This window comes from Achromobacter deleyi (assembly GCF_016127315.1).
Classification (GTDB): Bacteria; Pseudomonadota; Gammaproteobacteria; order Burkholderiales; family Burkholderiaceae_B; genus Achromobacter; species Achromobacter insuavis_A.
Genome location: NZ_CP065997.1, coordinates 98,876 through 113,003, shown reverse-complemented (window position 1 = coordinate 113,003; position 14,128 = coordinate 98,876). Strand labels below are relative to the sequence as shown.

The following is a 14,128-nucleotide window of genomic DNA, read 5'->3' as shown; positions in this document are numbered from 1 at the left end:
TTTTTACGCGGGAACAATCATGGACACACTAGATCAGCAATTGCTGGGGCTGTTGCGCGCCGACGCACGCGCAACCGTGGCAACCCTGGCCAAAAAGCTCGACGTCTCACGGGGCACCATCAACAACCGCATCGCGCGGATGGAAGACGACGGCGTCATCGTCGGCTATACCGTCAGGCTGCGCCCCGAATCCGAACCCGACCAGATCGGCGCCTGGATGAACATCGCCGTCGACGGCAACGAAACCCGCCGCGTCGTCAGCATCCTCCTGGGCGACCCCGCCGTCGTCGCCCTGCACGACACCAACGGCCGCTGGGACCTGCTGGCCGAACTGCGCGTCTCCAACATCGAGGAAATGTCCCGCGTCCTGGACCGCGTCCGCCTCATCAAGGCCATCTCCGCGACGGAAACCAGCATCCACCTGAAAAGCTACAAACTCGATTGACCGACCGCGCGACCAAACCAGTCAGCTTGTCCGCCCCGGAACATGTCGCCCACGCCACACGTTCCGACCCCGGCCCCCGCGCCTGAGCCGCCAAGCCCACCTTTCCGTCGAAAGCGCCCAATCGCCACCCCAGTCCCGTTGAAGGCCCCCCCTCAACGCTCCCCCTGTCACGCCCAAACGCCCAAACAGGCCGCCCGCGCGGCCGCCTTTGGGCAACCCCGCAAGACCTTCCATCCAACGACCCCGCCCACCACGAAGCCCAAGCACCCGGTACTCCCCAGCGGCGCCCAAATTCACGCTGACGCAGCGTGGCGGACGGGCCGGGCGGGAGGGCGGGGCGTGTAGATGCGCCCGAGGGAATCCGTAGGGAGCCGAAGGCGTACGAGGATGACAACGGGGTAGTCCGGAGCGAACGCTCCGGACCGCAATCGTAGCCCCGCCCTCCCGCCCGGCCCGTCCGCCACGCGTCAAAAGAACCCCAACAGTCGCCAAAAAGCTCGCAAGTCATCCCCCCGCCACAATCACCGGTTAGGGATTCCCCCCGGTTGCCCCCCAACCCTCGTGTTCCTAAAATTGGCGCCAATTTAGTCAAACATCCCCCGCCAGCAACACCCCCCGGCCTTCCACACTCCCCGGGAATCGAGGAAATCATGCAGTCCACCGCAGCACCCGCCCTGGCCCCCGACGCCGCCCGCGCCCGCGCCATGTACGACCTTGGCCACAGCACCGTCTTCGCCTCGCGCATCGACCCCCGCTTCTCGTACTGCATGTACGTCCCCCCGCACATCGACCAGGCCAGGCACCCCATGGAGCTGGTCGTGATCATGCACGGCACCGGCCGCGCCTTCGTCGAATACCGCGACGCCTTCGCCGAATTCGCCCGCTGGAACGACTGCATCGTGCTGTGCCCGCTGTTCCCCGTCAGCCCGCTGGGCGACGGCAACCGCGACGGCTTCAAGCAGCTGATCGAAGGCGACATCCGCTACGACCACATCCTGCAAGGCATGGTCGCCGAAGTCGGCGAGAAATTCGGCCGCGACTTCAGCCGCTTCGCCCTGTTCGGCTATTCGGGCGGCGGCCAGTTCGTCAACCGCTACACCCTGCTGCACCCCGAAACCCTGTGGGCCGCCTCGATCGGCGCGCCCGGCTCGGTCACGCTGCTCGACCCCAGCCAGGACTGGTGGGTCGGCGTGCGCGGCGCCGAAGCCCGCTTCGGCAAGGCCGTCGACATCGAGGCCCTGCGCCAGGTCGCGGTGCACATGATCGTCGGCAAGGCCGACCTGGAAACCTGGGAAATCACCCACCGCGAAGGCGGCAAGTTCTTCATGCCCGGCGCCAACGCCGCCGGCGCCACCCGTCCGGAGCGCCTGCAATCGCTGCGCCGCTCGTTCGAGGCGGCCGGCGTCAAGGCCGTGCTGGACGTGGTCGAGAACGTGCCGCACGACGGCCTGAAGTGCGTCGGCCAGGTGCAGGACTTCCTGGCCGCCGAACTGCACAAACTGCGAAATGAATAACATCAAAAACAAGATCGGCAGCGGGCGCGCGAGCGCCTGTCTGCCGCGATAGGAGAGGGCCATGCTGCGTTTCGCGCTATCCCGTATCGTCATGGCCATTCCGACACTGCTGATCGTGGCAGTGGCGGTGTTCGTCATGATCCGCCTGATTCCGGGCGATCCCGCGCAGTTGCTGCTGGGCGACCTGGCCACGCCGGCGGCGCTGGCCGACCTGCGCGCGCGACTGGGGCTGGACCAGACCTGGCCCGCCCAGTTCGGCATCTGGTTCGGCAACATGCTGCATGGCGACCTGGGCTCATCCATCAACACCGGCCAGCCCGTGCTGCCGCTGGTGTGGGACCGCTTCCTGATCAGCGGCCGCGTGGTGCTGGTGGCCGTGCTGTTCGCCGCGCTGGTGGCCGTGCCCGCCGGCATGATCGCCGCCTGGAAGCAGAACAAGGCGCCCGACCTGATCCTGGTTGGCACCGCCACGCTGCTGGTGTCCATCCCCACGTTCTGGCTCGGCCTGCTGCTGCTGATCTTCTTCGGCCTGAAGCTGCAATGGCTGCCGGTGGTGGGTTACGTGTCCATCGGCGAAGACTGGAAGGCCGGCCTGCTGTACCTGGCCATGCCGATCCTGACGCTGTTCCTGCACGAGATCGGCGTGCTGATGCGCATGGCGCGCGCCAGCACCCTGGAAGTGCTGCGGCTGGACTACATCACCCACGCCCGCGCCAAGGGCCTGTCGGAATCCGCGGTGCTGATGCGCCACGCCTTCCGCAACGCCTTCGGTCCCACCTGGACCCTGATCGGCCTGGTGCTGGGCAATTTGCTCGGCGGCATCGCCGTGGTCGAAACCGTGTTCACCATTCCCGGCCTGGGCCGGCTGCTGGTGGATTCGATCTTCGCCCGCGACTATCCCGTGATCCAGGGCTGCCTGCTGTTCGTCGGCGTGATCTACGTGATCGTGAACCTGCTGATCGACCTCTGCTATCCCATCTTTGACCCGAGAGTGACCGCCGAATGAAAAAGCGAATTGCAGCTAACGCGCTGATAGGCGGCGTGATCGTGGCGGCGATGATCGTCGCGGCGATCATGGGCGCCTTCTGGACGCCGCACGACCCGCTCAAGATCAACTTCGTGGCGCGCCTGAAGCCGCCCGGCGGCGAATTCCTGCTGGGCACCGACGAGTTTGGCCGCGACGAGCTGTCGCGCCTGCTGGCCGGCGCCTCCAGCAGCGTCTGGATCAGCCTGCTGACGGTGGGCTTCTCCATCGTGGCGGGCACCATCATCGGCACCCTGACCGGCTTCGTGCGCGGCTGGACCGACCGCATCATCATGGCCTTCAACAACGCCCTGCTGGCCTTTCCCGGCCTGCTGCTGGCGCTGGGCCTGCTGGCCGTGGTCGGCGCCAACAAGTACGGCATCATCCTGGCGCTGGGCCTGGCCTACACGCCGTCGGTGACCCGCATCGTGCGCGGCACGGTGCTGTCGCTGCGCGAGAAGGAGTTCATCGAATCCTCGCGCGTGCTGGGCAACTCCGAGCTCTACACCATGGTGCGCCACGTGCTGCCCAACTGCGTCGCGCCGTTGACGGTGCTGGCGACCTCGATGTTCGGCTGGGTCATCCTGGCGGAAAGCGCGCTGTCCTTCCTGGGCCTGGGCGTGCCGCCGCCCGCGCCGACCTGGGGCAACATGCTGGCCGCCGCGCGTCCGTTCATGGCGCAGGCGTCCTATCTTTCCATTCTTCCCGGCCTGGCCATCGCGCTCGCGCTGCTCGGGATCAACCTGCTGGGCGACGCGGTGCGAGACCGCTTCGATCCCCGCATGAGGGGCGTGCAATGAGCGCACTGGTAACCGTATCGAATCTGTCCCTGACCGTCGGCCGCGGCGGCCGCGAAATCGTCGGCGGCGTGTCCTTCGAGGTGGCGCCGGGCGAAATGGTCGGCATCGTCGGCGAGTCCGGCAGCGGCAAGACCCAGGCGGCGCGCGCCATCATGGGCCTGACGCCGCCGCCGCTGGTGGTGGCCGGCGGCTCGATCCGCTTCGAGGGCGTGGAAGTCACGCAGGCCAGCCCGGCCGCGCTGCGCAAGCTGCGCGGCGCGCGCATCGGCATGGTGTTCCAGGAACCCATGACCTCGCTCAACCCGTCCATGTCCATCGGACGCCAGCTGGACGAAGGGCTCAAGCTGCATCGCCGCGACCTGTCGACGGCACGGCGCCGCGAACGCATCCTGGAGATGCTGCGCCGGGTCGGCATCCGCGACCCCAAGGCTGCGATCGAGGCCTGGCCGCACGAGTTCTCGGGCGGCATGCGCCAGCGCATGATGCTGGCCTCGGTGATGCTGCTGGAGCCGGCGCTGCTGATCGCCGACGAGCCCACCACCGCGCTCGACGCGGTGGTGCAGCGCGACGTGCTGGAATTGATGGTCGACCTGACGCGCGAGCACAACACGGCCGTGCTGATGATCAGCCACGACCTGCCGATGGTCGCGCGCTATACCGAGCGCATGGTGGTGATGCAGCATGGCAAGGTGCTGGAAACCGGCACCACCGCCGGCATTCTGGAACGCCCGCAGCATCCCTACACCCGCAAGCTGCTGGACGCCATGCCGCGCCGCCTGCCGGCGCGCGCGCCGATCCAGGAAGCGCCGATCGTCGAGGTCAGGAACCTGGTGGTCGATTACGCCGGCCACCAGCGCCTGTTCTCGCGCACCAGCGCCAAGCGCGCGCTCAACGGCATCGACCTGCACGTCAAGCCGCGCGAAGTGGTGGCGGTGGTGGGCGGCTCGGGGTCGGGCAAGACCACGCTGGGCCGCGCCATCGCCGGCCTGCTGTCGCCGACATCCGGCCAGATCCTGTTCCGCAACCAGCAGGTCAACCGCCGTTCGCCGGCCTGGCGCGACTACCGCCTGAACTGCCAGATGGTGTTCCAGGACCCGTATTCGTCGCTCGACCCGCGCATGACGATCGGCGAGCTGGTGGGCGAAGGCTTGCGCATGCTGGTCGACATGCCCGCCGCCGACAAGCGTCGCCGCGTCGACGAAGTGCTGGCCGAAGTCGGCCTGGGCTCGGAATACGCCAAGCGCTTTCCGCACGAACTGTCGGGCGGCCAGCGCCAGCGCGTGGCCATCGCCCGCGCGGTGGTGCGCCGGCCGTCCTTCGTCATCGCCGATGAACCGGTGTCGGCGCTGGACGTGACGGTGCGGGCGCAGGTGCTGGACCTGTTCGCCGACCTGCAGGAACGCCACGGCTTCTCCTGCCTGTTCATCAGCCACGACCTGGGCGTGGTGGAGCAGGTGGCCGACCGGGTGGTGGTGATGCGCGACGGCGGCATCGTCGAACAGGGTTCGCGCGACGCGGTGTTCGACCAGCCGCGCGAGGAATACACCCGCAGCCTGCTGTCGGCAATTCCGGCCCTGGAATCGACCGAAACCGGCGGCGTGCGCCTGCGCTGGCGCCTGGACCAGCAGGAGCCGTCGCGGGCCACGGCCTGAGGGGACGGGGCCGCGCCGGCCGGGCTTGCCGTCCCGGCGCGGACTTATGCATAAAATACGCGGTTTGGATTTGATTCACGGGAGTGGTCCATGCCGAAAGCGGCGGCGACACAGCCGGGCCTGGTTGACCGTATTGCCCTGGATATTCAGTCGGGGGTATACGGCCCCGGCGCGTGGCTGAAACAGATCGACCTGCAGGAACGTTACGGCGCCAAGCGCCTGGACGTGCGGCGGGCGCTCGACCAATTGACCGCCAAGCGGTTGATCGCGCATATCCCCAACCGCGGGTACCACGTCTACACGATGGATCCGGACCAGCACGTGCAGATCCGCGATATCCGCGTGCTGCTGGAAACCGGCGCCGCGGCCGACCTGATGCCCAACGTCACGGCGGCCAAGGTGCGCGCCCTGCGCACGCTGGCCGAGCGTTTCTCCAAGCTGCTGCAGGATGGCACGCTGCTGGAGCAGTACGAGGTCAACCTGGCGTTCCACGCCGGGATGTACGACATGTGCGCCAACCGCGAGCTGGCGGCCCTGATCCAGGAAACCCGCGCGCGCGGGCCGGCGGCCCCCGCCAAGGAATGGGTCACGCGCTCGCGCATCGAGATCTCGGCGCGCGAACACTTCGACATGGTCGAGGCGCTCGAGGCGCGCGACGTCAAGCGCCTGCAGAAGATCATCGCCCAGCACGTCGGCCAGGACATTTCCTGATCCGCGCCGCCTGATCGCTGCCTCATTCGCGGCGGCCTTCCTGAAAAAGGAGGCCGCCGCGGTCATTTTGGGGCCGCTTTCAGGGATACCCCGGATACCGCATCGGCCATTAGTCTTCATAATGGGCAGCTATTTTTGGCGCCAATATAGTTATGAATCCGGCGTCGCATGCCCCCGGGGGAGTTTTTACAATGCACCACCTTCCTGTTTCCCGAGCGCTCGCGCTCAGCCTGGCCCTGGCCGGCGCAGGCGCGGCCCAGGCCGCCACCCTGACCATCGCCCAGCCGGCCGACATCCGCTCGACCAATCCGGGCGTCAACCGCGACAACACCACCGACGGCGTGGTGCTGAATATGGTGGAAGGCCTGGTCGGCTACCGGGAGAACGGCACGGTGGCGCCGCTGCTGGCCAAATCGGTCGACCTGTCGGAAGACGGCCTGACCTATACCTTCAAGCTGCGCGACGGCGTCAAGTTCCACAACGGCGCCACGCTGACGTCGGCCGACGTGATCTGGAGCTGGCAGCGCTACATGGACGCGAAGACGGACTGGCGCTGCCGCAGCGACTTCGACGGCCGCAACGGCCTGAAGGTCACGGACGTGTCCGCGCCCGACGCGCAGACCGTCATCATGAAGATCGACCGCAAGTCGGCCGTGTTCCTCGACTCGCTGGCCCGCACCGACTGCGGCATGACCGCGATCCTGAGCAAGGACTCGGTCAACGCCGATGGCTCCTGGAAGGCGCCGGTCGGCACCGGTCCGTACCAGTTCAAGGAATGGAAGCGCGGCGAATACGTGCTGCTGACCGCGTTCAAGGACTATGTCTCGCCCAGCGCTGGCGACAAGCCGGACGGCTACGTCGGCGCCAAGCGCCCGCTGGCCGACGAGGTCAAGTTCCTGGTGGTGCCGGACCCCTCGACCGCCAAGGCCGGCCTGGTGTCGGGCGCGATCGACGCCAGCCAGATCACCATCACGGATGTGGCCGAACTGAAGAAGAGCGCGACCGTGTCGGTGATGAGCCCGCACGACGCCACCAAGCACACGCTGCTGTTCCAGACGCAGGATCCGGTGCTCAAGAACGTCAAGCTGCGCCAGGCGATCGCGGCGGCGCTGGACATCCCTCAGGTGGTGGCGGCGGCCTCCGAAGGCCTGGGCCAGTTGAACAACTCGGCGGTGTACGCCGGGTCGGCCTATTACCAGGAGACCGAGAAGCGCACCTACAAGTACGATCCGGCGCGCGCGCAGCAGCTGCTCAAGGAAGCGGGCTACAAGGGCGAGCCGATCGTGATCTACGCCAACAAGCGCGCGCACGTGCCGAGCTACCAGGTGGCGGTGATCGCGCAGGCGATGATGCAGGCGGTGGGCATCAATGCCAAGATCGAGGTGCTGGAATGGGCCACGCAGCTGGACCGCTACAACACGGGCAAGTACCAGATCAGTTCGTTCACGTTCTCGTCGCGGATCGATCCGGCGCTGAGCTTCGAGCAGTTCGCGGGCGACAAGACCAAGCAGCCGCGCAAGGTCTGGGATGATCCCGAGGCGCAGAAGCTGATCGACGAGAGCTTCCTGGAGTCGGATCCGGCCAAGCGGCAGAAGCTGTTTGACCAGCTGCATGCGTTGATGTTGGAGCAGACGCCGTTGCTGGTGCTTTATAACGGGGCGGATGCTTGGGCGACGAATAAGCGGGTCGAGGGGTTTTCGGTTTGGGAGGGGAAGCCGCGGGCTTGGGAGACTAAGATCGTTGGCAAGTAAGTAGTTAGTAGGTTTTTGGCGGACGGTTGTTTTTTTGGGGGCCGTCCGGGGCGGCGTTGGCCTGCCGTGCGCGGGGCTACGATTGCGGTCCGGAGCGTTCGCTCCGGACTTCCCCTTTGTCATCCTCGTCCGCCTTCGGCTACCTACGGATTCCCTCGGGCGCATCTACACGCCCCGCGCACGCCAGGCCAACGCCGCCCCGGACTCGACCGTTGAAGCTTGACGGTTGCCGGGGCGGTTTTATTTTTTCGGGTGTCGCAATGCAAAGAGGCCGCTTTCGCGGCCTCTTCGTTTGGTGCGGTGCGCTGGATTTACTTCGCCACGCGTTCCACTTCCCAGGCGCGCGGCTTTTTCACGGCCCAGGGGGTGTAGCCCTTGATGTCGGTGCGGAAGGCGCCGATGTCCAGGCCGTTGTAGAGCGGGATGCTGGGGACGTCGGCCAGGAACAGCTTGTGCAGCTGGTCGAAGGAGGCCTGGCGCTTGGCGTGGTCGGTGTCGACCGAGGCGGCGTCCAGGAGTTTCTGGGCTTCGGGGTTGTCCCAGACCTTGCGCGGCTGCTTGGCCTTGTCGCCGGTGACCATTTCGTAGTTCAGCGCCGCGTCCAGGCGGGCGGAGTACGGGAAGGTCATCATCTGGTAGGTGCCGGCGTTGTAGCGGTCGAGCTGGGTGGCCCATTCGGACACGGACAGCTTGGCGTTGATGCCGACGGCCTGCAGCATGGCCTGGATGATGACGGCGGAGTTGTACGACTGCGGGTAGCGCTTGGTCGTGATCAGTTCCAGTTCCTGGCCCTTGTAGCCGGCTTCCTTGAGCAGCTTCTGGGACAGCGCGGGGTCGTATTTCCAGCCTTCCTTCTGGGCGGCGTCGTTGTACGGCGAGACCAGCGGGACGATGGAGTTGTTGGGCTTGGCCAGGCCTTCGGTGACGGCGGCGGCGAGCTGGTCGTAGTCGATGGCGTGGGCCAGGGCCTGGCGGATCTTGGGATTGGACAGCAGCGGGTCCTTGGTCTGCAGCAGCAGCGCGGTCATGCTCATGACGGGCGCGTAGGCGACCTTGACGTTGGGGGTGCCTTGCAGCACCGGCACGTCGTTGTTGGAGACGTCCTCGATGATGTCGATGTTGCCGCGTTGCAGGGCGGCCTTGGCGGTGGAGTCGTCGGGCACGATGACGAAGCGCACTTCGTCCACCAAGGGGCGCTTGGAGCCGGCGTAGCCGTCGCGCTTGCCGTCGCGGTTGGCGTAGTCGGCGAACTTGGTCAGGCGCACGTACTCGCCGCGCTTCCATTCGGCGAAGGCGAAGGGGCCGGTGCCGATGGGCTTGTCCCAGCTGCCGTCGGCCTTGACCGAGGCCTTCTGCAGGATGCCCGTGCCGCCACAGTCGGCGCGCGCCAGCGAGGCCAGGAACAGGCTGCTGGGTTTTTCCAGGTGATAGACCACGGTCTGGGCGTCGGGCGCCTCGACGCTGGTGACCTTGACGGTGCCGCGGCCATCGAATTCGCTGGCGCAGCGCCAGCCGGAGTTGGCGGCGGTGTAATGCTGCCAGGTCCAGAGCACGTCGGCCGAGGTCAGCGGCGCGCCGTTGTGGAACTTGACGCCCTGGCGCAGCTTGAAGGTGTAGGTCTTGCCGTCGGGGCTGATGTCGATGGATTCGGCCAGCAGCGGGCGGACTTCGGCGTCCTCGCCGTAGGCCACCAGGCCTTCGACGATGTGCAGCACGACCGCGTCGCTGTTGCTGTCGCGGTTGACGCCGGGCTCGGTCGAGCGGATGTCGGCGGTGAACGAGATGCGCAGCGGCGCCGGCGCCTGGGCCAGGGCGGAGCCGGCCAGCGCGCCCAGCGCCAGGGCAACCGCGGTAGTCAGGAGTTTTGTTTTCATGGATGCGTTTCCAGGGGTTGCGCGGGCGGCCGGGGGATCCGGCCGCCGCCGGCGGTCAAGGGACCGGGAAAGCTCAGGCCGCGGCCAGCAGCTCGGGCTCGGCGTCCAGGCTGTAACGGGTGAAGGTGCGGTTCAGCGCCGGCAGCGGCGCCACTTCCATCAGGCCTGCGGCCGGTTCCATGACGACCATGGCGACGGTGGCCGACAGGTTGTCGTGGCTGCCGGGACGCGGCGGGCGGCAGACCGAGTAGGGCGTGCCGAAGTCGTCGAACAGCGCGCGCTTGAGGTCTTCGCGGGTCAGCTTGTCCTTTTCGTTCAGCAGGCGGCGCACGCGCCAGTCGCGGTAGGCGCTTTCCGGGGTGCTGGCGCGGCCGGTGTCGCGCAGTTTGCCCAGGGCGACTTCGCTGACCCAGTGGTTGGCGTGCACGATCAGGTCGTCGGCGCCCGGGTAGATCGGGAAGGCTTCATCGGTGGTGCATTCGTAATCGACGCCGAAGCCCGCGGCCATGCCGATCATGATGTTGTTGGAGCAGGACTTCTGGGTGGTGCTGACCGCCTTGATCGCCAGCGCGAAGTGTTCCTGTTCCAGCACCTTGCGGCGGATCAGCGACAGCGGCACGCCGAGCTGGCGGAAGTCGCGGTCGGATTCCAGGTAGTTGGCGGTGATCGACACGCCGGCGCTGTTCAGGCCGCTGCGGGCCAGGCCGCCGGCCTCGACGAAGGTCAGGATGTCCGGGCCGTTGTCGTTGCGCACGCGCAGCACGATGGCGGTCTCGGCGCACTCGGCGCGCCAGTCCCAGTTCTGGCCGTGGATCAGGCGGCCATTGGCCGAGCGGGTCGGCAGGATCAGGGCGCCGGTGCAGCCGTCGCCGGGTTCGAGCTCGGCGGCCTTCTTCTTTTCGGCGCGGGCCTTGGCGATGACTTCGGTGCGGGCGTTGACCATCACGATGTCTTCGAACGGCACGTTGGCGCCGGCGGCGATGCCGCGCATTTCCTCGAGGTAGTGCGGCGCGAAGTTCTCGATTTCGCGGGCGAAGCTCTCGATCAGGCGGGTGCGCGCCATGGCGTCGTAACCCAGGTCGACCAGCGTCTGGCCGTACATGGCGGCGCTCTTGCGCACGCGATCGGCGGCTTGCTGGCCATAGGCGCGGCCGCGGGCGTCGGGAGTACCGGAGACCGATACGAACGGGAATTGGGTGATCTGGGTCATGGACGGATAGCGGCGCCAGGCGCCGTGAGGTCGGGGGAGAGGAGGGAATGTTGCAAAAATATTAGCTTATTTTGGCGCCAATATTACCCAGGGTTTGCCCGGGGATAACGGTCCGCCAGGACCCGCGGCAGTTGCCCGGGGAGACCGCCGCTGCGTCCGCCGGATGCCGCCGCCAGGCCGGGGACAGGCCGCGCCGGCAGGGCGGCGGCGCATCGGTCAGGCGCCGGCCGCGTGTTCGCGCGCCAGGTCGTCGCAGCGGGCAAAGCCGGCGCCGGCGGCGCGCAGCCGGTCGAGCAGCCGTTCGATCATCTGCAACCGGGCGGCGCGTCCGACGCCGTTGTCGGCGCGCGGGTGCAGCGTCAGGCAGGCGTAGCCCTCGGCCGCCAGCAGGGCGTCGCCCTGTTCGGCCAGGTGCGCATAGGCGCGGTCCTGGGTGACGCGGCGGCCAAAATGGCTGGCGTCGCACAGGCCTTCGCTCCAGGGCAGTTCGACCATGCCGGGGGCGCCGTCCGCGTCCAGCGCGTAGGGCGCGTCGTCGTCGATGGCGCTGCTGTCGTAGCGGTAGCCCAGCTCGCGCAGCAGCGGCAGGGTGCGCGGGCTGAAGCCGCCGCCGGTCCAGCGAAAGCCCCGCGGCGCCTGGCCGGTCAGCGCCGCCAGACGGTCGCGGCCGCGTTGCAGGACTTCGGCCTCGCGCTCGCCGAGCGCGGCCAGGTCCTCGAAGGCGTTGCCCTGCGAGGCGGCTTCGTGGCCGTCGCGCAGGCTCTGTTCCAGCAGGTCGCGGCAGCGCTCGGCCTCGAAGGCCGGCCAGAACAGCGTGGCGCGGATCTCCTGGCGCCGCAGCATGTCCAGCACCCGCGCCAGGCCGCCGCCATAGGTATAGCGGCCATGGCCGTCGCGGCCGTGCAGTTCGTGTTCCGGGCGGGTGGCGGCTTCGGGGCCGATGCCCTGTACGTTGAGGGTGACCAGTACGGTCTTGGGGCCCGTCATGCGATTCTCCAGGCGGCGGGGTGGGCCAGGCAATGGCGGGCCAGGGCTTCCAGCGTCATGCAGTGCACGTCCGGCTGGGCGGCGACGTGGGCCAGGAAGCGGTCCATGGCGGCGGCGCGCGCCGGCGTGCCGGAACCGCCGGCGGCCTTGGGGTGCACGGTGAAATGGATGTAGCCCTCGGCCTGGCGCAGCGCCTCGAATTCCTCGATCCAGTTGTCGCAGGCCTCGGCGGCCAGGCTGTGGCCGGTGAAATAGAACGGATAGTCGTCCAGCGACACCGTGTTGTTCGGCAGCATGACGAAGCCATCGTCGCCGCCGGCCGGCAGATAGGGGCGGTCGCGGTCCTTTTCGCTGGCGTCATAGCAGTAGCCGAGCCGGCGCAGCGTGGGCAGGGTGCGGTGGCTCTTGCGGCCCGACGGCGAACACCAGCCCGCCGGCGTCACGCCCAGTTGCCGTTGGATCAGGGTGTGGGTCTTTTCCAGCAGCGCGGGTTCGTCCTCGCCCAGGTCCCAGGCCTCATGCAGGTAGCCGTGGGCGGCGATCTCGTGGCCGGCGGCCAGGATGGCGCGGAAGGTCTCGGGGTAGTGCTCGACGTCGTAGCCGCAGGCGAAGAAGGTCGCCGGCAGGGCGTGGCGCGCCAGGATCTCCAGGTGGCGCGGCACGCCGCGGCGGATGGCGTAGCGGCCGGCGGTATGGATGCCGGCGCCGGGGAATTGCTTGCGGCCGACCTCGACGGCGGGGCCGTCGACGTGCACGGTCACGCACACCACGGCCCGCACCGGCGGGGCCGAGGGCGCGCGCCGGCCCTGGGCGCGCAGTTCATGGTCGAGCGCCAGCCAGGGGTTGGCGGCGGCGTCCAGCGGGACGCCATAAGGAATGGCTTGCATCAGGTGGCCTTGATGTTGGCGTTCTTGATCAGGGCGCGCCATTTCTCGCTTTCGGTGGCGACGAAACGGCGCAGCTCGTCGGGCGTGCCGCCGTGCAGTTCCAGCCCGTTCTGGGTCAGTTGCGCCAGGGCGGGCTGCTTGAGCGCGCTTTGCACCGCGCCGTTGAGCGTCTGGACGATGGCGGGCGGCGTGCCGGCGGGCACGAACACGCCGTTCCAGCCGATCGCCTGATAGCCCGGATAGCCGGACTCGGCCACCGTCGGCACGTCGGGCAGGGCGGGCGAGCGCGCGCTGGACGTCACCGCCAGCGGCCGCGACTTGCCGCCCTGGATGAATTGCTGCTGGTTGATCACCACGTCCATCAGCACCGGGAACTGGCCGCCCAGGAAGTCGTTGACCGCCGCCGCCGCGCCCTTGTAGGGCACGCCGGGCAGGTCGAGGCCGGCGGTGGCTTTCAGCAGCTCCATCGCCAGGTGCGCCGAGCTGCCGTTCTGCGTGATGCCGTAGAAGTACTTGCCGGGGTTGGCCTTGATGAGGGCGACGAACTCCTGCAGGGTCCTGGCCGGAAACGACGGGTGCACCACCAGCACGTTGTTGTAGTAGCAGACCATCGAGACCGGCTCGAAGTCCTTGATGGGGTCGTACGCGATGTTCTCGTACAGGCTCTGGTTCACGGTGTGGGTGCCGGTGGAGCCGAGCGCGACGGTGTAGCCGTCGGGCGCCGAACGCGCCGCCTGCTGGGTGCCGATGATGCCGGCCGCGCCGCCCTTGTTGATCACCACCACGCTCTGCTTGAGCGCTTCGCCGATGCCCTGGGCCAGCGGCCGCGCCACCAGGTCGGTGCCGCCGCCCGCCGGGAACGGCACGATGAACTGGATCGGGCGTTCCGACGGATAGCCGGCCGCGCGGGCCAGGCCGGGACGGGCGAGCGCGGCGCCCGCCAACGAGGCGGCCGACGCCGCCATGAATTGCCGGCGGCTGATGCCGCCGGGCCTGCTGCTGGACTGCTTCATGCGATTTCCCCTTGGATGTGCATGCCGGGCAAGGCGGGACGCGGACTTTTCGCTGTCCGCTGGTCTACTGCTTCAGTATCATTATTCGATAAAAAACAATCTTTACCAATTGGTTTTTCTCTATAAATGATAAAAACAGCGAAGACGATAGCAAGAAACAGGGCGTTGGGTGAGAAGCGATAGCGGCGGGTTATGGCGCCGGGGCGCGCCGGGATCGCTGTGATACGCTGCGCCGGTTCCGCCTCGCCCACTGCCCGCCG

The 14,128-nt window shown here is 67.8% G+C and carries 13 protein-coding genes; 7 read left to right on the top strand and 6 right to left on the bottom strand.

From position 1 onward, the window contains the following. Positions 1-19 precede the first annotated feature (19 nt). From I6I07_RS00450 to I6I07_RS00420, 7 genes are all read left to right on the top strand, one after another. Complete coding sequence (locus tag I6I07_RS00450) at positions 20-445, top strand: Lrp/AsnC family transcriptional regulator (RefSeq protein WP_198485307.1); 426 nt, start codon at positions 20-22, stop codon at positions 443-445. A 650-nt stretch (positions 446-1,095) separates the two neighbouring features. Further along, positions 1,096-1,959: an alpha/beta hydrolase gene (locus tag I6I07_RS00445; RefSeq protein WP_198485305.1), complete on the top strand. Its 864-nt coding sequence runs from the start codon at positions 1,096-1,098 to the stop codon at positions 1,957-1,959. A 61-nt stretch (positions 1,960-2,020) separates the two neighbouring features. Then, a complete protein-coding gene (locus I6I07_RS00440) occupies positions 2,021-2,965 on the top strand; it encodes an ABC transporter permease (protein WP_198485303.1) in 945 nt (314 codons plus the stop codon). Then, positions 2,962-3,783 (top strand): ABC transporter permease, encoded by an 822-nt coding sequence (locus tag I6I07_RS00435; protein ID WP_035360057.1) that lies wholly within the window; start codon positions 2,962-2,964, stop codon positions 3,781-3,783. The genes I6I07_RS00440 and I6I07_RS00435 overlap by 4 nt, the downstream gene beginning before the upstream one ends. Continuing rightward, positions 3,780-5,435 (top strand): ABC transporter ATP-binding protein, encoded by a 1,656-nt coding sequence (locus tag I6I07_RS00430; RefSeq protein ID WP_198485301.1) that lies wholly within the window; start codon positions 3,780-3,782, stop codon positions 5,433-5,435. Before I6I07_RS00435 ends, I6I07_RS00430 begins: the two co-directional genes overlap by 4 nt. Before the next feature lie 90 nt (positions 5,436-5,525). Beyond that, positions 5,526-6,146 carry a GntR family transcriptional regulator gene (locus tag I6I07_RS00425; protein WP_006393370.1) on the top strand — a complete coding sequence of 207 codons (621 nt, stop codon included), beginning with the start codon at positions 5,526-5,528 and terminating at the stop codon, positions 6,144-6,146. Between the two features lie 191 nt (positions 6,147-6,337). Beyond that, positions 6,338-7,897 (top strand): ABC transporter substrate-binding protein, encoded by a 1,560-nt coding sequence (locus tag I6I07_RS00420; protein WP_198485299.1) that lies wholly within the window; start codon positions 6,338-6,340, stop codon positions 7,895-7,897. Between the two features lie 311 nt (positions 7,898-8,208). On the opposite strand, the gene I6I07_RS00415 is transcribed toward I6I07_RS00420, so the two are convergent. The 6 genes from I6I07_RS00415 to I6I07_RS00390 all read right to left on the bottom strand — a co-directional run bounded on the left by I6I07_RS00415 (position 8,209) and on the right by I6I07_RS00390 (position 14,119). Beyond that, positions 8,209-9,771, bottom strand: coding sequence for an ABC transporter substrate-binding protein (locus tag I6I07_RS00415; RefSeq protein ID WP_198485297.1), 1,563 nt, complete (start codon positions 9,769-9,771; stop codon positions 8,209-8,211). A 73-nt stretch (positions 9,772-9,844) separates the two neighbouring features. Then, positions 9,845-10,981 carry a C45 family autoproteolytic acyltransferase/hydolase gene (locus I6I07_RS00410; RefSeq protein WP_198485295.1) on the bottom strand — a complete coding sequence of 379 codons (1,137 nt, stop codon included), beginning with the start codon at positions 10,979-10,981 and terminating at the stop codon, positions 9,845-9,847. 216 nt (positions 10,982-11,197) lie between these two features. Further along, entirely contained in the window at positions 11,198-11,968 is a 771-nt protein-coding gene (locus I6I07_RS00405) for a polysaccharide deacetylase family protein (RefSeq protein ID WP_198485293.1), read from the bottom strand. After that, positions 11,965-12,855, bottom strand: coding sequence for a polysaccharide deacetylase family protein (locus I6I07_RS00400; protein WP_198485291.1), 891 nt, complete (start codon positions 12,853-12,855; stop codon positions 11,965-11,967). Before I6I07_RS00400 ends, I6I07_RS00405 begins: the two co-directional genes overlap by 4 nt. Then, positions 12,855-13,868 carry a Bug family tripartite tricarboxylate transporter substrate binding protein gene (locus I6I07_RS00395; protein WP_198485289.1) on the bottom strand — a complete coding sequence of 338 codons (1,014 nt, stop codon included), beginning with the start codon at positions 13,866-13,868 and terminating at the stop codon, positions 12,855-12,857. Before I6I07_RS00395 ends, I6I07_RS00400 begins: the two co-directional genes overlap by 1 nt. Beyond that, positions 13,865-14,119 (bottom strand): hypothetical protein, encoded by a 255-nt coding sequence (locus tag I6I07_RS00390; RefSeq protein WP_198485288.1) that lies wholly within the window; start codon positions 14,117-14,119, stop codon positions 13,865-13,867. Before I6I07_RS00390 ends, I6I07_RS00395 begins: the two co-directional genes overlap by 4 nt. Between the last annotated feature and the right edge of the window lie 9 nt (positions 14,120-14,128).

Bases quoted from the DNA above. Each gene is read 5' to 3' on its own strand.
- I6I07_RS00400 (WP_198485291.1), bottom strand. From the start codon at position 12,855: ATGCAAGCCATTCCTTATGGCGTCCCGCTGGACGCCGCCGCCAACCCC.
- I6I07_RS00435 (WP_035360057.1), top strand. From the start codon at position 2,962: ATGAAAAAGCGAATTGCAGCTAACGCGCTGATAGGCGGCGTGATCGTG.
- I6I07_RS00420 (WP_198485299.1), top strand. From the start codon at position 6,338: ATGCACCACCTTCCTGTTTCCCGAGCGCTCGCGCTCAGCCTGGCCCTG.
- I6I07_RS00450 (WP_198485307.1), top strand. From the start codon at position 20: ATGGACACACTAGATCAGCAATTGCTGGGGCTGTTGCGCGCCGACGCA.
- I6I07_RS00430 (WP_198485301.1), top strand. From the start codon at position 3,780: ATGAGCGCACTGGTAACCGTATCGAATCTGTCCCTGACCGTCGGCCGC.
- I6I07_RS00415 (WP_198485297.1), bottom strand. From the start codon at position 9,771: ATGAAAACAAAACTCCTGACTACCGCGGTTGCCCTGGCGCTGGGCGCG.
- I6I07_RS00410 (WP_198485295.1), bottom strand. From the start codon at position 10,981: ATGACCCAGATCACCCAATTCCCGTTCGTATCGGTCTCCGGTACTCCC.
- I6I07_RS00405 (WP_198485293.1), bottom strand. From the start codon at position 11,968: ATGACGGGCCCCAAGACCGTACTGGTCACCCTCAACGTACAGGGCATC.
- I6I07_RS00440 (WP_198485303.1), top strand. From the start codon at position 2,021: ATGCTGCGTTTCGCGCTATCCCGTATCGTCATGGCCATTCCGACACTG.
- I6I07_RS00445 (WP_198485305.1), top strand. From the start codon at position 1,096: ATGCAGTCCACCGCAGCACCCGCCCTGGCCCCCGACGCCGCCCGCGCC.
- I6I07_RS00425 (WP_006393370.1), top strand. From the start codon at position 5,526: ATGCCGAAAGCGGCGGCGACACAGCCGGGCCTGGTTGACCGTATTGCC.
- I6I07_RS00395 (WP_198485289.1), bottom strand. From the start codon at position 13,868: ATGAAGCAGTCCAGCAGCAGGCCCGGCGGCATCAGCCGCCGGCAATTC.